This window comes from Pectobacterium atrosepticum (genome assembly GCF_000740965.1).
Lineage (GTDB): Bacteria > Pseudomonadota > Gammaproteobacteria > Enterobacterales > Enterobacteriaceae > Pectobacterium > Pectobacterium atrosepticum.
The window spans coordinates 967,679-986,695 of the sequence record NZ_CP009125.1 but is presented as its reverse complement, the minus strand read 5'-3'; the positions used below and the strand labels follow the sequence as shown (position 1 = coordinate 986,695).

Genomic DNA, 19,017 nt, shown 5'->3' with positions numbered 1-19,017 from the left:
GGCAATCGAATGCCTATTCGCCCCTGTTCGACGCTGGGTACGTCTGGCTCGGACTGTTCTCGCCATGGCCAAAAAGCCAATGCAGAGTAGTCGTTATTGAATGAAAATTAACGGAAAAACCATTTACTACTCTGCGAAAATTAAAACGGTGTCGGTTTTATCCGACACCGTCTAACAGGGTGTACCATATCCCTGAGGTCTTCAACGTAGCTCCGGGGAAATTTCCCGACGCGCTTTTCACGGAGGGTATGCGTCTTACAGATCGACTGAGTGTGCGGTAGCCATCTGTTGGGCTGGTAGCGATCAGTTCCCCGTAAGAACATCACACTACCTCGTAGCCTTCGAGGTACAAAGTGCATCAAAGCGACATTACATTATCAAATATGTCAAATGTCAGGTAGCTGGTTTATTCTTAGTTTTCAGATTTTTCTTACCCCTCTTACCTTTTGTCCCTTCGCTAATGATCCCTTTACAGAGCGGGTACTTCACACACCCCCAAAACACACCATTATCACTGTTTCTTTTTCTCATTATCCCACCACACTGGGGACACAATGGAGAGACTGGTGCCGTCAACTTAATCGCTTGTTGACGCCCCCTATCTACTAATCTTAATGTCCATTCTTTTTGCTTTTGTAAAAATGCATCCAACGACATGCGTCCTTCAGCAACATCATCCAATGCCTGTTCCCAAAGCGCTGTCATGCCTGGATTAGTTAGAGCCTCTGGTAATTGAGAGATTAGCTCTCTGGCCAGCTGCGTTGAATAAATGAACTTTTCACGCCGTTTTAGGTAATTACGCTTAAATAGTACATCTAATATATTTGCACGAGTAGCCTCGGTACCCAGCCCCGCATTATCACGTAAAATTTTCTTTAATGTCGGATCACTAATAAAACTAGCTGAATTCTTCATTGCATCAATCAATGTGCCATCAGTAAATCGAGATGGCGGTTTAGTCTGTTGGGCTTTAACTTCACAATCCAATACATTACAAATATCACCGTTATGTAAAACAGGAAGGCTCCCTTGACTTCCATTTTCATCAGATTGAATATCGGGCTCTTTATCATTGAAAAAGAGTTTCTTCCATCCAATAACGACACTCACCCTACCTCGAGTTTTAAATAGTTGCCCACCTAAATTAAATGTAACATCTGTAACATCGGACTCATGGAGAGGAAAAAACTGAGCAAAATAATGCAGACGAATGAGTTGATAAACATTCAACTCATCATCTGATAATTTGCTTATATCGAAGGGTTGTTTCGTAGGAATAATTGCATGGTGAGCAGAAATTTTTTTGTCATTCCAGATACGGGAAACAAAAGAACGATCAGCATCTTTAATAAGTGATGTGGCGGCAGGATCTGACTGTAAAATAGCGGAAAGCACATCGCTCACCTCCCCTTTCATGGACTCAGGCAAGTATCCACAATCAGTTCTGGGATAAGTCGTCGCTTTGTGAACCTCATAAAGTGACTGAGCGATTTCTAATACCTTCTGGGCGATCATTCCCCATTTATCAGAACAGGCTTTCTGCAACACGCTCAAGCTAAAGCATAACGGCGCTGGCGTTTTTTCTCTCTTAAGTAACACATCAACGACAGATGTTGTTGCTGTTTGCTTGCAGAGCTGCTCCACTGCAAGGGCTGCATTATGCTGAATACAGCGCTTTTCATCATCGCAATATCCAGCAGCTGGTACCCATTGAGCTCTAAAGGTCATTCCGGCTTTTTCAATATCAGCAAACACCTGCCAGTAGGGCTTAGGAGAGAAATTCTCAATATCGCTATCTCTCTGGACAACAAGCGCCAGTGTTGGGGTTTGAACTCGTCCTATAGACAACAGCTCATCGATACCTTGTTCTGAAGCTTTAAGGGTATATATTCGAGTTAAATTCATACCAATCAGCCAGTCAGCCTTGCTACGCCCCATGCCAGCATAATAAAGACGAACTGTTTTCTCGCCTGGGAGAAGGTTATCTAATCCCTTTCGGATGCTGGCATCGTCAAGAGCACTAAGCCACAGACGTTTTACATTCCCAGTAAAATGACAATAATCCAATAGCTCTCTCGCCAGTACTTCTCCTTCTCTATCGGCATCTGTCGCAATAACAACTTCATCTGCCTGTTTCAGTAATCGACTAATTACAGCGAATTGATCAGCAGAACTTTGCTTAACAACCATTTTCCACTCTGTTGGCAGAATAGGTAGAACATCCATACGCCAGGGTTTGCCGAACTGAGCACCGTATTCTTCAGGTGAGGCGACTTCCAGAAGATGCCCAAACGCCCAAGTTACGACAGTTCCGGTGCCTGATAAAAAACCTTTCCCTCGTTGAGTTGCACCGATAAAACGGGCGATATCTCGCCCCTGGCTCGGCTTTTCACAAAGAAAAAGTCGCATCATTCTCCCCCACGCAACGGTGATGAGAATGATGAGCGAACGTGGCCAGACATAATATCGGGATCTGGTTCGCCGAAACGCTCTATCGCTTTAATACCAACGGGTGTTTTAGATAAAATGTCGCTTCGAGTAACATTGAATGATCTATAACCCTGCACCAAATGATAAATTCGTCTTACTGCATAACCATTATTGTCGAGGTATTTATCCCTCTGCGCCCTGGAAATTAATCCGTAGTGAAAGGCCTGAAACACCCTCATTGCAAGCTGGTCATATCCAACCAATAACCATACACAACGGTAGCCAAGAGGCGAACGGCTATACACGCCAATATTTAACGGAGAAACAGAGCGCACATCGGTTAATGAAAGCGTTTGAGGGATCGCTTTTAAAATCCCGGATAGTTCGTCAACATCAGACTGTATTTTTTGGCTCGATACACCCAGAGCATTTTCCAACTTAACTAACAATGCATCCGCATACGGGTTGTCAACTGACGAATCATTGTTTGCCACGCCAGCAACAGCAATAACCTGAGGCATACTAAAGATCGTAAAAAATCGGGGGCGCTCTTTTTGTTTTTTTGCCAAATCCTCGCCTGCATCTTCCTTTCTGCGACCATCCCATAATCGAATCGCGTAATGGGTATGGAGTTCAAGGGTCAAAGATGATTTCAATGCGCCGGAACGGGATTCTCTCTCACGGACAGGTTGAGTGGCAGAAGATGAAGTGACTGGCTCTGATGAAGCGGGTTCCTGATGTGTGTCATTATTCACACCATGATCTAACTCTGACATCGCTAACTCCTTGTGCTGACCTAAAGTATTTCTGATATGGGTTAGAAATATTCAGGGCAAAGGAGTAACCAGCTCAATTCCAAACCAGTTTTACAGATCTATAAATATCCACAAATGAAACAAACAGGATGGTGTGGTTATTTTTTAACCAAACAACGTTCACCACCCAAAATCACGCCATTCCAGTGCCTGAATCCACAAAGTGGTCACTTTTCAGTCACTGTTGCCCGGGGCAACAGTGACTGTTTTTTAACCGACTAAACGTCATCATCCAAAATCACGCCATTTTGTACCTGAACTCACTGATTGGTTATTTTTTAATCGCTGCTGCGCGGCGCAGCAGCGCCTATTTTTTAACCAACTCAACAATCATCCAGCCGCACACTTCCGTCGTATCTCAGCCAGTACACTCTGAACATGCGCTTTATCAGAAATTTTCACAGCTGGCTTAGACATAGCATCACTTACCGCCGTAGAAGTTTGGGCCTGAACAGGCGGTTTAGACGCTCTTTGGGTAAAGAGTTTTCCGTCACGGGCCCGTTTTAATACGGCCAGTAGCCAGCCAATTGGATTATTTAGCCCTCCGTCAGAAAGTGCTCTTTTCAGGGATTGCAGCACCTGTTCGGCTTGTTCACTGGTCAGTGCCTGAAGTTGTTCTGTCGCCATGCTACGGTCATCAAGTGACAGCAATTGCTCAAAGGCGCCTGGCAGTACGTACGTATTTCTTTTTACACAGTGTGTATTACTACGTACGTAACGGTTCGGATTCCGAACTGAGTGACAACCCCTTGAAATACCACTGAGTTCGGATTCCGAACTAGGTGATTCATCCCCTTCTGGATGACTGAATTCGGATACCGAACTCAGTGGATTTGTATCCGAACTGTGTGACTTTTGTCTTAGTTCGGATTCCGAACTGAGGTGACGAACACTCTGTCTGGCTGCCATTTGTTGTGGTGTTTGGACGGAACCAAGGCGACTTTCAATAAGCGCAATACGACTATGACGATGTCGCATCGTTGTATCATTTTTGATCTCGTTCAGAACTTCCCATGCTGTCTGGCTGATAGTTTTGTTTTTATTCCTGCACGCTTCAGCAACCGTGTCCAGCCAGCCCGGATCGAGAATCTCCGCATCACGAAATGAAAGGGGTTCATCATGCTGAGCATAAATGTTCCCGCGGACACGTCCCTTTTCATCGCGAACGCGTTTGCACAAACTTAACCAACCAGTGATCCTCAGCATCAGCAGTACGCGGCTAATGGTTTCCCGGGATGCTCCGCCTTTATGTGGGGAAGCCAGTTGAAGTTGTAATTCATCATAGGTGGGAAAAATTGCGCCCTCATTTTGCTGGGCATACAAACGGATCATCATCCAGGCCATCTTATCAAGAGGAGATAGCTGAGTGTCTAACAGTAAGCGTCTGGGGTATGCATCATGTACGTTCCCCATATAAAGCAGCCCGCTACGCAGCTGTCCCGCGTCATCACCGGGTATTCGCTCAGCTAACCGGAGGTTCATCTTCTCAACGGAGTAAGCTATCAGGCTGTCTGCCGGCAGATTCATATCATTATTATCCTTATCGCTGACGGTTTCTTATCCGTCTGCTGGCTCGCGATGAAAAACATCAATGCACTTGTTTCTGCATCCAAATAGTTAGATGCAGTATAAAGACACTGATTAGTCATCATTTATTGACTCATTTTTAACATTCCGATTTAGCCATGAATCACCTATATTATTTGCGAATTTCTTTGTTATATCGTTCGTGATTCATTAATTCCCACGAATCACCGTGATTTCGGCTCAATAATCGCCAAAATGGACCGATGTCAATTTTTAGATACTTAGTATTTTTTTCAGTCAGCCGAGTATAATTTCTCTCTCCATCTCGAAAGCGTCGAATTTGACTTTTAGCTTTGTGATAATGTGATTTTGGAATTGTTGCCGGAGCATATAATCCAGGCATGATTTCGCATAAACGAGAACGCATTATTATCCTCACCGTGATATCGTTTTTTTTGCTGATTCAGCGGAAATATTCATGCGATGCGTTTGACTCCACGACCGAACGGCGTGCCAAACAGCAGTCAACGACACATCCATCTGTTCTGCGGCTAACATCATGACATCCAACCCCTCGCCACTGTCGACATTCTCTACAGTAGCGAGCTGCCAACGCTGCCAAAGTGTTGTACTTTCTTCTTCACTCAAGACAACACCTCGTCCTGGGCGCACGTCAATGCCAGCAATGCGCCGCCGATTGGCGACTTCAAGACTGGATAACCCAAACATGTGTTGCATAAGTTCAATAGACCCCCCCAGCGATAACGCACGATCAATACGTTGTGTACGCATTTGTTCACGGCGGGCATGCTGAACTAAGCGGTAAAAATTCTCGTGGTGAATGTTGAACTGCAATACAGAAACAGAACTATTGGAAATATAGTGCAAGTCTTCAATCGTCAGACTTTGCAGTAGTTGCATTTCCTCTTGCTTTAATCCGAGAGACTCACAGCGGCGTATGTAACCACTCTTTAAGTCCATCACTAATTGAGTCAAAAGATTATTTGCTGACTGAGATGCATTTGCTATTTGTAGTGAATTTTCACTCATAAGTTTTGCTCCATGTGTAAAATATTATTTATTTCTTTTTTCGTTATCTAAATACTTACACGACAAATACATATGAATACGCCGAAAATCATCTATTAACGGCGTGCATTCATTCGCAGTTTTTAAGAAAATGTCACATTCATCATGCTGGCTGAGTATTTCACCGCGCCGATCTAATATTCTGACATCATCCGTATATGCATCCTGTATCTGACGCTCTTTCTCTTTTATGGCACTGGATAGTGCATTAAGCAGTACCTCATAATAGGTGCCGCTTTCTAAACGTAATTTCCCCATCCTTTACTGCTCAGCTTGTTCCATGGCGATCTGTCGCTGATGTTCACGTAAACGACGCAATACTCTAATCAGGCGTAACATTTTTACGGTGTAGGCATCGTCGAGAACGGGTGAGTCCCCTTTGTTTGCAGAGCCAATAACATTTAGGCAAAAGCTGAACATGTTGAATGGTTCATCGCTTTGCTGGCCAGTTAGTCCATTGAGAAAGAGAATGAATGGCGCTTTGGATCTTGATGCAATATAACCAGCCTCAAAAGGCTCTTTCGCTTCCACGATCTCATTGGGATAGCCCATAGCCTCAGCCAGCTCAAATGCCAGTCGATACGCGCTATCCTGTAAATGTTCGATGTCATCCTGGAACGCAGAGATCTGCCAGATATCAGAGACTGGCTCCAGACCTCCGTTAGCAAAAGAAAGTACAGAAGAAGAGGCCAGTTGTTGGGTAGAATGCCCACCCGAAGGTGAAGAAAATGTCGTCTGACTATCTGAGTCTTCACTCTGGCGATTTGCCAACCCAGAAAGATTGCCTTGGTTGTCGTTATGGGAGAAGGTATTGTCATTGCCCTGAAATTCCCAGTCCTCTGCATTCTCATCATCATGATGCTCATCGTCTTCATCAATATGCTGACGATGTTCATCACTTTGATTGTTTAACGGGGGAGCAGCAGATGTTGAAGCTGGTGCTGAAAAATGTTGTTTATCATCATTATTTCCAGCCTTTAAGGACGATGGTGTTGTGGATTTTGAACCATCAGCATCATCGCCTTTGTCTTTATTTATGGCTTCAAGAGAGGGTTCATGGACGAACGCGGGTAATGGCTCGGTTTCACCAAAAAGCTTGCGCTGATTACGCACCTTCGGATCTAATTCCATCACCCAGCGATCGTAGTTAAGAGACGGGTGCGGTAAAGCACTGACCAAGTCACCGATAAACTCGTCCCGGAACATTTCTAGTGACCAGTCATCCGGAGAATCAAATTTTTTGCAGCATCCGCCAAAAACATCTTCAAAAGACAATTCAGTTGAAACTGTTAAAACATATTCTGACCAAATTTTTTCCGCATCATGCCTTAAAGATAAAAGACTTTGTATTTGAGACCTTCCTAATCCTGACTCCAATAAGTTAGGTATATATGGATACAGAAAGGCAATTGTGTTGTCCATCCGGCTAATACTCGAATTATCTATAGGTAACCCAGCTTCCGTCAGCAACGTTGCCAACTCACGCAATGATACGGATTTGCCGAGTTGTTCCTCGTAAATGCCGCGGGCTTTCTGGATACCGAAAGCTTTTTCTATAAAGGTCAATTCGCCACGGACCTCATTCTCAGCAAGATGGCCAATGACACACTGGAGACGGCCGGGCCACGGTTTGAAAATAACGGTATGACGAAAGAAGCGTTCTTCCTGCGTTTCTTCCCACAGTTCGCTCAGGATTTCATAGCGTGTATTACCACCATCACTGAAGACATAAATATCAGGTACGTTCGGATCACGCGTTACTTTGAGTACGGTGTCTAAGCCCCGGTGACGGATGGATTCTTTAATCTCATTATATTTGGGATTACGCTTGGTACGCGGGTTATCTGGATGAGGACCCATCTGATCCAACGTCAGTACCATTGGCATTTCATTAACTGGCAACGCGGAAATTTGAGCTGTTGCTGGTTCCCGACTTCCTTGCAGCATCGCGTTCCCGAGCTGCAACGAGGCTATTTTTTTATTCATTAGTATTTCTCTCCATAGCCTAAATTCCATTCTCTAAAACGCGTATATTGCGCATCAAAGGCAAGTTTTACCGTACCCACAGGCCCCTGACGTTGTTTACCAATGATGATTTCTGCCAACCCTTTATCCGGAGTATTCGAGTCATAAACTTCTTCACGGTGGATAAACATGATCATGTCCGCATCCTGTTCCAGAGAACCACCATCTCTAAGATCAGAGAGTGTTGGTCGCTTATCGGCCCGAGTTTGTGACGCACGATTTAGCTGAGATAACGCAAGCAAAGGAACATTAAAATGCTTGGCAATGGCCTTTAGAGAACGAGAGATTACCGATATTTCCTGAGTGCGGTTTTCAGAACCTGGAGAGCTCATTAGCTGTAAGTAATCAACCATGACTAAACAAGGTTGACCGTATTTACGAATAAAACGGCGTAGACGAGAACGTAATAAAGATGGGGTTAAATCACTGTTATCATCAATTACCAGACGATCGCCCCAGGATTTCATGACGCCCAATGCATCTGATATTCGCGCCCAATCTTCATCATTCAATTGGCCGCTGCGCATGGCCTGGACACTCACATGTGCAATAGATGCGGCCATACGCATGAGTAACTGGTCTGCTGGCATCTCCAGACTAAATATGAATACGGGTTTATCAGATACACGCCCAAACGCATTTTCAGCGAAATTTAGCCCTAACGATGTTTTACCCATGGAAGGACGCGCAGCAAGAATAATCAGGTCCGCTTCCTGAAGACCGCACGTTTCTTTATCCAGTTCGATATATCCCGTAGGCGTTCCCGTTATTCCGTCGGGTACGGCATAGTTGCGTTCTAGCCGATTGACAACCAGCGTCAATCCCTGTTGGAGTGGTATTTCACTTTTGGCTTCGCGCTGTTCCGATATGTCGAAAAGTGTCTGTTCAGCCTGTTCCGCGATATCTGAAATTTTTATTCGTCCATGTGCCGTGGACATGGCATCAGCGCTGATTTTCTTACCCAATGCCACCAACTGACGAGCCTGGCTCCTGTCTCTGACAATTTCAGCATAGGCATTCGTATTCGCTGCACTCGGCGTGTTTTTAGCCAACTCGGCGAGGTAAGCAAATCCGCCAATTGACTCAAACAGGTTATCAGGGGCTTTTTCGATTGATTCAGACAGCGTTATGAGGTCGATAGGTTGACCGCTCTCGACCAACCGTTGCATAGCCTTAAATATCTGCTGATGTGCCCTGTTATAAAAATCGCCAACAACAATCCGTTCAACCACATCGTCCCAGCGGTTGTTCTCAAGCATTAATGCCCCGATGACTGATTGCTCTGCCTCCAAAGAAGAAGGAAGAAATTGCATCTGAGAGTTAGCCATGCGCAGCCTCCTTTCCGCCACAGCCAATCTGGCTAATGCTCATGAATGCTTTCACCAGACGCTTATATGTTCTGGGAGAAACCAGCATTAACGGAAAATCATCCAAATAGCAGGGACGTTTGGCATCTCGATCCCAACCAGTTTCAAACAGCATCTTGTCATCAGAGGATGAGTCATCCAATGAGAGGAGAGACAGTTCCCGTTCAGGAAAAACGTTGTAAACAATGACTGAGGACTCAGGAACGCCCCACGTGTTCGCCAAGAGCGACCGTAAACGCTCTCCGGCATGTTCAGTGTGAAATGTTTCAAAAAAAACGGTCTGTTCATCAACGTCTTTATAGCGCCAATGATTGCAGGAGCAGAATGCTCGATGGAGAGTCTTCATTGCTTTCCCTCCACAGCATAGCCACGAGCTAAAACTACATTAAAGTAATGTAATAACATTGTTTTTAATGAGGTTATGTAAACTTCTGAAAAGGGCGTCGGACTGACAATTGCCAGGGATATACTCCCTTTCACTGGATGCACGTTTTCTGATCGATAAGTTTGACGACCGCGATCAGAAGCACATGCCAGCGATGTCATATTCACGGAAACATGAAAGGAAAAAACATGAATACAAATAAACAAACACAGTCCGACATTGATGCTTTTGAAAAACGCTGTAAATTTTTTTACCGTCAGGCAGCAGAAAAGTATTCGGAATATCCCGGCGCAGAACTGATTCAGATGTCCTACCGCTTGTTGTGGCTGGGCGAATGGCTTCGTCTGACGCATAGCTGGCATCAGCAATTCAGCCCCAGTTCCCCGCGAGAAGCATTGAAATATGCGCTGATTAAGCAGCATCAGTGGACGCCGGAAATTATTCAAAGCATGTCCGATAAAGATATGTCGCTGGCGCTGACCGACTATTGGACTGCTTTTGCAGCCGATCCTGACTGGAGTGCCAAGCAATGGGATATCGAAAAGCAGCTCGACCGATTGGATGATCCGTTCACTGGAATGGATGCTTGGTCGAAAAGCACGCTGACTGATGCCATTCCGGCATAGTAGTGACTGAAGATTAAACACTGGCTACCTCCCCTGCACCAGTTTGATTCCGTAACACGGAATCAAACTTATCTTTCCAATGCGGGAATAGCTCGCAAGCGAGACTATGCATGGTTACTGCAGCCGCAGCGCTTTTGCGATCGGTTACATACTCAAGACGGTGGACTGGTTGACCAAAGGCATGACCACGCTTATAGACTTCGAGCTGGTCAATTTTTGTTTCAAGTATGGAAATATTGATGCTTTCGGATTGAAGGTATTTCTTCTCAGAAACGATATTGCCCAACTCTTCCAAGGTCTTACGATCCAATGATGTGTTCTCAACACAGTTGGCCAAAATTTTGATATCAGGGATCTGAATTCCGTATGCCTGCAACGCAAGTAAGCGGGACATTAGACGCACCGTTCCGCGCATGAATTCCCGAACATCAGGAAGTATGGGTTTAATCACGCCAACAACATTTTCTGTTGCAGCCAGAACAACGAGTTCAACCATCACACCGGCAGCCCCTTTCGAGTCAATCATGATGACGTCGTAACTCTGGAAACTTTGATGCTGAAGGATGTTCTTGAGACGCATGCGTCCATCAGGGGCATGAAGCATTGCTGTGGGAAGGCGATCATCAGGATCGTTGGAAATGATGAGATCAAGATTGGGTATGGCTGTTCGAGAAATTATGCTCTCTGGCTGGTTTAAATCTGTTGTCTGCATTAACAGTTCAAACAATCCAAACGGAGCCTCATGCTCCAGCGCATAAATACTGCTGGCTGTAGGTTGCGAATAGTCGCCATCGATAAGCAAAGTCTTTAACCCTGCATCAGCAAAAAAACCAGCAAGATTAGCAGCTTGAGTAGACTTACCTTCGCCGCCCTTTGTCGAAATTACGGGTAAAATTTTCATTTTGCACACTCGGTAGAATGTGCAGATATCTCAACACGGTGATTGAAAATCCTCGTGTCCTTGGTTCGATTCCGAGTCCGGGCACCACTTATTCTTAACCCTCGCCTTTGGCGGGGGTTTTTCGTTTCTGGCGTGTGGACTATCCATCGAACGACGTTCGATTCTTCTACGAGAGTGCTATCCCGCCTCCCCTTCCCCATGATCCGGGTTCATGCCTTGATAGCGTGACGGCCAGATCTCCTCCGGCTGCTTTCCCAATGCGCAGGCAATTAACCTTTCGCCTTTGGGCCAATGTCTTGTTAATGCGTTAGCGAGTGTTGAAGACGCTAATCCTGATGCTCTTGATACCGCCGCCAACGTTGTTCCTTTCTTTCTTAAGCCAGCAATAATGTCTGCCGGATGCCAATCGTACTTATCCATTTATCTACCGCTCCCTATGATGAATTGCTCCAATTATCCCATTTTGGGATAAAAAAGAAAATGATTGATATTCGATTTTGGGATATCTATCAAGGTCACCAAAATGGCATCGATTTATTCAAATGAATATCAATCAGTTATAAAAATACTGCGAGAGGCCAGAATCGAAAAAGGCATGACCCAAGAAAATTTGGCGAACGCTTTAGGTCGACCTCAGTCTTTTGTCGCCAAAATCGAGAATGGGGAACGTAGGCTGGATGTTGTTGAATTTGTCCACATCGCTCACCTGCTATCTGTAGACGCTTCCACTGTTTTAGAAAGAATAGTGCATAAAATACAGACAAATAGCATTAAGTAAGCAACACAAATTTTTATTTATCCCATTTTGGGATAAAACAGTAGGCGACTGATATTTGATCCCAAATTTTATGGGATTGAATCGATGGCTTCTGTTTACTCTGATGAATATCAAATCGTTATCAAGGCATTACGTGAAGCGCGCATTGCCAAAGGGATCACGCAGGTAAACCTGGCGCTAGCGCTGGATCGTCCTCAGTCGTTTATCGCCAAGGTTGAGAACGGGGAAAGAAGGTTAGACATCGTAGAATTTATCCATATCGCCCGTTTACTTTCTCTGGACCCCGCCAGCATTATTGCTAAGATCCCTGCAAAATATAAAGCACTTAGTTAAAGAGGAACACGGCAATGAAACGCTGGATTAGTATTGCCGTGAACAAAGACGATAAGCAGACCCCCAATGCTACTTGGATACCTATTTCTGGTCTGACGAATGACGTCATAGACAAAGAAGACCACCGCATCAAAACTGAGGTGTGGAAGAAGGAAAACCGTGAAGGGATGGAAGACGTCGCCAGATTTATTACCCAGAATGGTTCTTTTGCTGATGAAAACAGGAACTGGTGATCGTGTAATTCATTGCTTATCAATACAAACGATTCAGTCTATCGAGTCTCATCACCTGCCTGAGAAAGTGAATAAAACATTGCTCCCTCTGATCCGCATCGACGGCGAAGATTATCGATTGATGACGACTGAGTTGTCGAGCGGTTCCTGTTGAGATGATTTGTGAGGCTATCGCGGATCTTGGCGACTATGCGGATGAGATTAAGGATACTATCAATCTTATGTTTTGGGGATTTGAGCGGGAATTCAATGCATTTATGTTGAGCCAGCACCATGGCACCATGAGTATACTGATAATTTTACCCTGATTGCCTGGGTGCTTACAATTCAAAGAAAGCAAATTTATCAGCAATAAAAAGAGTATTTTCAGCTTAGATAACACACAAATAATTTAATTAAGAATAAAAAAGAGAGATGGGATTTATTTCATCTCTCTAGGTATTACTATTGATTTTTCTTACGGGACTCGAACTCATCAATCCATTTAATCAAACCATTTAGATCATTTTCAAGAATATCAACCTCTGGTAAGGTATCTGGAAGCTCATCTGGTTGAGAATGCTCAAAGACGGAGTATCGTGACATCAGATTTTCAAGATACTGACAGTCTGAATCACTAATATTAGTTAATGACATTAATTTATTTCCCGTCATTACACTCCTTCTAAACCTAACCACAACTTCAGAAAGAAGTATAATTTCAACACAACGCTCAACTATTATCCTAAAATTACTACATAAACTTTTTATTTCAATATCAAAAGCATCTACTTCACCTTTATCATAAGCCCTTTTCACTTTAGGTAAAGCATCATTTAACAGCATGTTTAATGCTTTTTTAGGCTGTTGATTTCTTATATTACCAGGAACATGCATTCCTATACGCCCAGCAAAGCTCTGTAACGTAAGAACTTCATGCACTATAGGTTTTCCTAAATTACCGATTTTTCGTTTTTTAATTTCATCTTCAACTAAAGCAACAAGCGATAATCGATGAGTAAAAATAATGACTTGACGTTCTTCAGAAAGCTCAATGAGCCTTTTTATAACTCGTTCTTCATAGTCTTGATCAAGTGAAGATATTGGATCATCAAAAACAAAAGGAGTAACGTATTGCTCACCAGTCATATCCGCCAAGAAAGCTGCTAATGCGACTATTCTGGACTCCCCTTCACTTAGAATTAGTGATGGAGAAACTGAATGCACTGCATCAATTATTTCTATATCAAAAGTAGTCTCACCTTTTCCTTTTTTATTTTCTCTAGGCCTGACCTTTAATCTTTTCCCACCTAATTTAATTAATTCCTCCGAAAATCTTTCTTTATAACCTTCGCTGATTAACATTTGAGAAAGACTATTACTTTTGGATGACAACTGATTAGTTCGTGCCAGTCCTAATGCTTTGGTCAAAATGGCTACTTTTTTTAGTCTTTCAACCTCATCAACTATATGTTTTTTATTTTGACTCAGCCATTGAATTGACTTTAGCTCATCAATCCTTGTGATTAATGCTTGCCTTCCATGATCTGTCTGTAGTTGCTGCAATGCTTTCTCTTCAAGATTTAGTGCAGCATCAATTTCAGTGAGAGCTTTATCAATCAAATCCCAATTGACGTGAGGTAATTTTTCAACCGAGTCAACCTCTAGTAACAACCTCTTTCTCTCTCTAATTACGCTGATTATGTTAACACTACTATCCTCAGGTAATTTTAATGTGTGTAACCTAGAATTCCAATCATTATCATCAGGTAGAGAAATAAGCTTACCATATAAATTTATAAGTAATGCCTCAGCCTGTTTTGCACTTTTTTCTAAACTATCTTTTATATATGACTCAAATGAGTTTAAGCGAACCTTAGCCTCACTGTTCAATTCTTGCTGACAAAGGACACACCGGGAATTACTTTCTGTATGGGGAAACTGAAAATTTCTATATGCAACATTGTTTGAATAATTTCTGGCATGTTGCCATAGAGCTAGCCAAGTTTCCTGACCAACACCTTCGAGTGGTGCATTGCTGAAAAGTTTTTGAGAAGCTTCATTTGCTGCTTTTCTTTTTTTAGAAGAATCAAGATTACAAGAAATTATTGAGGATAAGGCATCATCACTATAAGAGCTCTTTATACTGTAAATAAATGTCGTGATTTGCTTCAAAGATTGTCTTGTTAGCTGTATAGCTTTGATTCTATCAGGAATATTAGCCTGTAAAAGATTTGCTTCTCCTGTAACTCTTTCGCGGTCCATCTCATCACTATAAATGCAGCGTTCATCAATCTCTTTCTGAGTAGTTCTTGCCGATATTTTATTATTCCAATATGCAGTAGTCGTATTTTTAAGTAAATCTGGAATTCTAGGCCTTTGATCAGTTAATTTATTCTTTTGATTATTTATCCGTTGAGTAACATCATCGCACAGTTCTATCAATGTACGTATAAATCTAATTTTCCCGGGTTCATATGTTGCAGGGTTTTTATTCGATATATATGAAGATGCAGTGCTGGAATCGAAAATTTGAATGTTTTTTAACGGCCTACAAGGCCCTGAAGCCGGCGTCCATTGAATTTCAATAACATTTCCACCATCAATACTGTAATGAGCAGAAGCTTTCATGTCTATGTTAGTTTCGGAAAAAACATTACTCAAGACATGCTCACGATTTCTTGATCCGCAAATATTTTTAATTAGGCGAGCATAACCTGATTTACCTGCACCATTCGAACCATAAACCACTGTCAGTTGATTATTTCCAAAATCGAGAGCTCCGGGAGAACTTAACGCGTTAACACCTTGTACGTTGGTTAGTTTCACTAACCGTAATGCGGCGTTAACTGTGGCCTGAGAAAGTAATCCTGGGGTATATTGTTGCAATTTATCATTTTTAGAATTCAACACTTCAGCAATGCAGAGCTCCACCATTTCGTTTATTTCAGCATCATCCAACTTAGCTTTCTTATGAATTATTTTACTAGCTGCAGTTTGAAGCCATTTAGGCCGTTCTAATAACCAACTATCAAATGAGTTTATCGATGTTATTATTTCACTATCAGACATGATATCTCCTTTTCACGTGTAATTTAAATTTACATCAAGAACGTTTACTTTTTATCAATCTGAACTTTTCGAAGTTTGGATGGAAACACTCAGTTTAATTTCTATCAATCATTATGATAAAAAACAAGTGGACAATGTAGTTTCGTAGATAACATTGACTTTTCAAAAAATGGCAGCTAAAAATATCGTAACTACAATAATATCTAGCTAATGAAGTTTATAAAGAAGGTCTTTTAAAGGTAAAGATTGGCCTTAAGCATGATTTTTCTTAGTATTTTAATACTTGTGTAGTAATAAGTTCGACTTAAAACTAATGCGGTATAGACTGAGAGCAATATAATAACATCCTGAAATTAAATACTACTGACTAAATCCCCCAACGTCACCATCAACATCATCGGATCAATTGGCGAAGGCTCAAACTCCACCCGCAGGTAAAATTCCCGCGCTTCATCAGACAGCGCATGAACCAACATCCCGCGAATGCCGATAGTATCAGCGACCTGAATCACTCTTAGCCCAGCATCACGTACCAAAGCACGGCCAACACCCTGACCATGTAATGATTTATCTACCGCCAGACGACCCAGCACCACCGCCGGTATCGGATCGGGCATATTGCGGCGAAAGCGTCCGGGGGCGGCATTCGTTGCCACGGCACTGGAAGCAAGCGAGTAATACGCCAACACTTTTGGGCCATCGCAACTAACGAAAGTCCTTGATGCGCCAGATATCTGATTTTTCATCGCCCGTTGTTTCAGCCAGTTGTCCATAGATAACTACACCACAACAGAACGAGGAAAGTGCATGTTCGGTGTGGAGTGGTTCAGGGCGTGGAAATCATTTTTTCTGCTCCCACGGTGCAGGTGTTTGCATGGTTTTACGCAGTGCGGCATTCGGCGAAGGAGCTTGATCCAAGCGAACAAGGAATTCCTGATAGGCATCAGGATCTGCCATGATAATGCGCTGATCGATCAACGCTTCCTCTGCGGCCGCGCGAGCAGCTTCGAGGACAAAATCAGTGCGATTTTTCCCTTTGGCCTTCGCAGCTCGATCAATAAGATCGCGTTCAGCAGGCTTGATACGTAAATTTAGTGTTTCGCGTTTAACTGAAACGCTGTTCGTTGCTGGCATGATGTTATCCTCCGTCATACTCTCTGGATATTAGTACCATAGGGAACCGAACCAAAGACACGAACTGGACATTTCTTTATCGTATGAGCCACATCATTCTGATCCATCTATAAAAATATGGGTCAACCCACGGGTTTTGACAACAGCTCGGGGAACCGGACTTTCTATCGAACCTCGTGCGATTCTCTACGAGAGGGCTATGCCGCCTCCCCTTCCCCATGATCTGGGTTTATGCCCTGATAGCGCGACGGCCAGATCTCCTCCGGCTGCTTTCCCAATGCATAGGCAATTAGCCTTTCACCTTTCGGCGAATGTCTTGTTAAAAAAATTAGCTATGGGATTGAATCGATGGCTTCTGTTTACTCTGATGAATATCAGATCGTTATCAAGGCATTACGTGAAGCACGCATTGCCAGAGGGATCACGAGAGGAAACCTAGCGCTGGATCGCTCTCAATCGTTTATCGCTAAAGTTGAGAACGGAGAAAGAAGGTTAGACATCGTAGAATTTATCCATCTAGTTCTGTGCAGCAGAGCCGGAATGGCGTCTCCAGAGCACCACAGAAATTGCCGTAATGAACAAGGTCAAGATGGTGGAAACAAGCAGCGTGCCGTGTACACCGTACTGCTCCAACAGCATGGCATACGCAGACGGGGCCAGCGCCGCGAGGAAAAAACCCGGTGACAGCAGTAAGCCTGTTTTGCGGGCGTACCGCTGCGGATCAAATAGCATAAGAGGAAGTAGGGCCTTTACGACAGTACAAAGCCCGTTCACGGCCCCGTAAGCCAGAACAAAGAAGACTGTAGCGACTGGGGTAATATTGCCCGCAAGACCGACCAGAAAGCAGATCGGCAGCAGGATGCCGATAATAAGATTAAGACGTAGCGCGGAGATTCGTGCGCCAGAAATCACGTCCAGCAGGCGGGCACCCACCTGTCCCACGCCCCAGAGCATGCCAGCCAGGGCGGGCATGCCATAAGCGGCCAGTATCTGGGGTAAATGCGTGGATACGCCGGTGGAGACAAAGCTGAGCAGCGCAATCAAGGCAGCATACCACAGGCCGCTAATAAATGCTTTTCGATTCTCTGCTGTCCCCGATGCCGGAAAACCAGACCGGCCAGCAGCGGGAGGTTTTACCCGATGGCCTGCCGGAACGGCAGTCAGAAAAAGCAAACTCACCAGCCCTGCACAGCCGTAAACGATAACGGCATGCCGCCAGTCAGTGACGTGCAACAGGGCAGCGCCTGCAGGCCAGAACACAGCTGAAGCGAGGCCCCCCAACAGAGTGACCAGAGAGACTGCCCGACGTGCATCTGCACCTGCGGTTTCCACAAGCAGGGCAAACGCGGCGTCGTACAGGGCAAGCCGCATACCAGCTCCCATCAGGATCCAGATCGTAATCCACGCGGCTGTTGAATGGATAAAAGCCATCAGAAAACACCCGACGGCAATGGCGAGAGTACCCGCCATCATCAATGCTCGTCCGCCGGTACGTGCCATAACGGGCCCAGTTAGCGGTGAAACCAGTCCCATAACCAGCATGGCAACAGTCAGGCCGGAAAATATTACAACAGGAGACCAGCCCGTTTCAGCCATGATGGCGGTTCCGAAGACACCCGGCATGTAGAACGTGATCCCCCAGTTGATAAGCTGCGTCATCCCAGTGCAGAAAACGGTGCGGCCAGTCAGATGTCCGCCTGTCAATCGTTGTACTCTGGAAGCGTGGTATCACCCTGTCCGAGCGTACGCTGCAGGATGACCGTATCGAGCCAGCGCCCGTGTTTGAACCCTACGGACGTGAGTGTGCCAGTGATGCTGAAGCCCGCGGCACGATGCAGGGCAAGGGAGGCTGTATTCTCACTGTTACCCACCACGGCTACGAGCTGACGAAAGCCACGGGCTTCAGCCCACATTACTGCACGGGACAACAGCCGTTTGCCGATACCCCGCCCTTGAAACGTGGGGTCAATATATATAGAGTCTTCCAGGGTGAAGCGGTAGGCAAACCGTTCCCGGTAAAAAGACAGGTAGCAGTATCCCCGGACCTGTCCTTCATCAACCACGACAAACCAGGGCAACCCTGCTGCAAGCACTTTTTTCAAGCGAATTGCCATTTCAACCGCATCCGGCGGTTCGGTTTCAAAAGTGGCGGTGCCATGTAATACGTGATAAGCATAAATCTGCTGGATAGCAGGAATATGTCGTTCATCTGCTTCAGTTATTTCCATTGGTACAGTTCCTTTTACTTTCATAAACAGAGACTAACTCGAATTAATATTTTCAGACAGGCCACGGGGCTTATCTGCGGTATAAGGAAAACTTT

The 19,017-nt window shown here is 44.4% G+C and carries 19 protein-coding genes and 3 pseudogenes; 5 read left to right on the top strand and 17 right to left on the bottom strand.

The window, feature by feature from the left end; genetic code table 11:
* Positions 1 to 393: 393 nt before the first annotated feature.
* The 9 genes from GZ59_RS04395 to GZ59_RS04360 form a co-directional block, all read right to left on the bottom strand.
* On the bottom strand, positions 394 to 2,409 hold the full coding sequence (locus GZ59_RS04395; protein WP_039290396.1) for a DNA topoisomerase III: 2,016 nt from the start codon (positions 2,407 to 2,409) through the stop codon (positions 394 to 396).
* On the bottom strand, positions 2,409 to 3,206 hold the full coding sequence (locus GZ59_RS04390) for a PFL_4669 family integrating conjugative element protein (protein ID WP_039290394.1): 798 nt from the start codon (positions 3,204 to 3,206) through the stop codon (positions 2,409 to 2,411). Before GZ59_RS04390 ends, GZ59_RS04395 begins: the two co-directional genes overlap by 1 nt.
* A 369-nt stretch (positions 3,207 to 3,575) precedes the next feature.
* Positions 3,576 to 4,772: an STY4528 family pathogenicity island replication protein gene (locus GZ59_RS04385; protein ID WP_011092144.1), complete on the bottom strand. Its 1,197-nt coding sequence runs from the start codon at positions 4,770 to 4,772 to the stop codon at positions 3,576 to 3,578.
* Between the two features lie 172 nt (positions 4,773 to 4,944).
* Positions 4,945 to 5,199 (bottom strand): ParE family toxin-like protein, encoded by a 255-nt coding sequence (locus GZ59_RS23815; protein ID WP_011092143.1) that lies wholly within the window; start codon positions 5,197 to 5,199, stop codon positions 4,945 to 4,947.
* 8 nt (positions 5,200 to 5,207) lie between these two features.
* Positions 5,208 to 5,822 carry a DUF2857 domain-containing protein gene (locus GZ59_RS04380; protein ID WP_011092142.1) on the bottom strand — a complete coding sequence of 205 codons (615 nt, stop codon included), beginning with the start codon at positions 5,820 to 5,822 and terminating at the stop codon, positions 5,208 to 5,210.
* A 24-nt stretch (positions 5,823 to 5,846) separates the two neighbouring features.
* Complete coding sequence (locus GZ59_RS04375; protein WP_011092141.1) at positions 5,847 to 6,119, bottom strand: hypothetical protein; 273 nt, start codon at positions 6,117 to 6,119, stop codon at positions 5,847 to 5,849.
* A gap of 3 nt (positions 6,120 to 6,122) precedes the next feature.
* A complete protein-coding gene (locus tag GZ59_RS04370) occupies positions 6,123 to 7,847 on the bottom strand; it encodes a ParB family protein (RefSeq protein WP_039290390.1) in 1,725 nt (574 codons plus the stop codon).
* Positions 7,847 to 9,214 (bottom strand): SPI-7-type island replicative DNA helicase, encoded by a 1,368-nt coding sequence (gene dnaB-PI, locus GZ59_RS04365; RefSeq protein ID WP_048018345.1) that lies wholly within the window; start codon positions 9,212 to 9,214, stop codon positions 7,847 to 7,849. Before dnaB-PI ends, GZ59_RS04370 begins: the two co-directional genes overlap by 1 nt.
* Positions 9,207 to 9,599, bottom strand: coding sequence for a hypothetical protein (locus GZ59_RS04360; RefSeq protein WP_011092138.1), 393 nt, complete (start codon positions 9,597 to 9,599; stop codon positions 9,207 to 9,209). Before GZ59_RS04360 ends, dnaB-PI begins: the two co-directional genes overlap by 8 nt.
* A 227-nt stretch (positions 9,600 to 9,826) precedes the next feature.
* On the opposite strand from GZ59_RS04360, the gene GZ59_RS22405 reads away from it, so the two are divergent.
* On the top strand, positions 9,827 to 10,264 hold the full coding sequence (locus GZ59_RS22405; RefSeq protein ID WP_051122321.1) for a hypothetical protein: 438 nt from the start codon (positions 9,827 to 9,829) through the stop codon (positions 10,262 to 10,264).
* A gap of 13 nt (positions 10,265 to 10,277) precedes the next feature.
* On the opposite strand, the gene GZ59_RS04350 is transcribed toward GZ59_RS22405, so the two are convergent.
* Together GZ59_RS04350 and GZ59_RS22620 are read right to left on the bottom strand one after the other, a co-directional pair.
* Positions 10,278 to 11,165 carry a ParA family protein gene (locus GZ59_RS04350; RefSeq protein WP_011092136.1) on the bottom strand — a complete coding sequence of 296 codons (888 nt, stop codon included), beginning with the start codon at positions 11,163 to 11,165 and terminating at the stop codon, positions 10,278 to 10,280.
* Between the two features lie 177 nt (positions 11,166 to 11,342).
* Positions 11,343 to 11,585 carry a helix-turn-helix domain-containing protein gene (locus tag GZ59_RS22620; protein WP_011092566.1) on the bottom strand — a complete coding sequence of 81 codons (243 nt, stop codon included), beginning with the start codon at positions 11,583 to 11,585 and terminating at the stop codon, positions 11,343 to 11,345.
* A gap of 103 nt (positions 11,586 to 11,688) precedes the next feature.
* On the opposite strand from GZ59_RS22620, the gene GZ59_RS04345 reads away from it, so the two are divergent.
* The 3 genes from GZ59_RS04345 to ccdA all read left to right on the top strand — a co-directional run bounded on the left by GZ59_RS04345 (position 11,689) and on the right by ccdA (position 12,509).
* Positions 11,689 to 11,943 (top strand): helix-turn-helix domain-containing protein, encoded by a 255-nt coding sequence (locus tag GZ59_RS04345; RefSeq protein WP_011092565.1) that lies wholly within the window; start codon positions 11,689 to 11,691, stop codon positions 11,941 to 11,943.
* A gap of 84 nt (positions 11,944 to 12,027) precedes the next feature.
* Complete coding sequence (locus GZ59_RS04340) at positions 12,028 to 12,276, top strand: helix-turn-helix domain-containing protein (protein ID WP_011092564.1); 249 nt, start codon at positions 12,028 to 12,030, stop codon at positions 12,274 to 12,276.
* 14 nt (positions 12,277 to 12,290) lie between these two features.
* The gene (ccdA, locus tag GZ59_RS04335) at positions 12,291 to 12,509 is read left to right on the top strand and encodes a type II toxin-antitoxin system antitoxin CcdA (RefSeq protein WP_011092563.1); all 219 of its coding nucleotides are present in this window, start codon (positions 12,291 to 12,293) and stop codon (positions 12,507 to 12,509) included.
* 444 nt (positions 12,510 to 12,953) lie between these two features.
* Here the strand turns inward: ccdA and GZ59_RS04325 are convergent, their stop codons facing one another.
* The 4 genes and pseudogenes from GZ59_RS04325 to GZ59_RS22615 form a co-directional block, all read right to left on the bottom strand.
* Positions 12,954 to 15,560 (bottom strand): AAA family ATPase, encoded by a 2,607-nt coding sequence (locus GZ59_RS04325; protein ID WP_011092562.1) that lies wholly within the window; start codon positions 15,558 to 15,560, stop codon positions 12,954 to 12,956.
* Positions 15,561 to 15,913: 353 nt separating this feature from the next.
* Positions 15,914 to 16,404, bottom strand: a pseudogene (locus GZ59_RS04320) (GNAT family N-acetyltransferase).
* Positions 16,401 to 16,694 carry a type II toxin-antitoxin system TacA family antitoxin gene (locus GZ59_RS04315; protein ID WP_011092560.1) on the bottom strand — a complete coding sequence of 98 codons (294 nt, stop codon included), beginning with the start codon at positions 16,692 to 16,694 and terminating at the stop codon, positions 16,401 to 16,403. The pseudogene GZ59_RS04320 and the gene GZ59_RS04315 overlap by 4 nt, the downstream one beginning before the upstream one ends.
* 197 nt (positions 16,695 to 16,891) lie before the next feature.
* Positions 16,892 to 17,017 (bottom strand): annotated as a pseudogene (locus tag GZ59_RS22615) (helix-turn-helix domain-containing protein); the annotation flags it as partial.
* A 25-nt stretch (positions 17,018 to 17,042) separates the two neighbouring features.
* On the opposite strand from GZ59_RS22615, the pseudogene GZ59_RS23810 reads away from it, so the two are divergent.
* A pseudogene (locus tag GZ59_RS23810) lies at positions 17,043 to 17,213 on the top strand (helix-turn-helix domain-containing protein); the annotation flags it as partial.
* On the opposite strand, the gene GZ59_RS04310 reads toward GZ59_RS23810, so the two are convergent.
* On the bottom strand, positions 17,211 to 18,398 hold the full coding sequence (locus GZ59_RS04310; RefSeq protein WP_011092559.1) for an MFS transporter: 1,188 nt from the start codon (positions 18,396 to 18,398) through the stop codon (positions 17,211 to 17,213). The pseudogene GZ59_RS23810 and the gene GZ59_RS04310 overlap by 3 nt on opposite strands.
* Positions 18,395 to 18,922, bottom strand: a complete 528-nt coding sequence (locus GZ59_RS04305) for a GNAT family N-acetyltransferase (RefSeq protein ID WP_011092558.1) — start codon at positions 18,920 to 18,922, stop codon at positions 18,395 to 18,397. Before GZ59_RS04305 ends, GZ59_RS04310 begins: the two co-directional genes overlap by 4 nt.
* Positions 18,923 to 19,017: the final 95 nt, after the last annotated feature.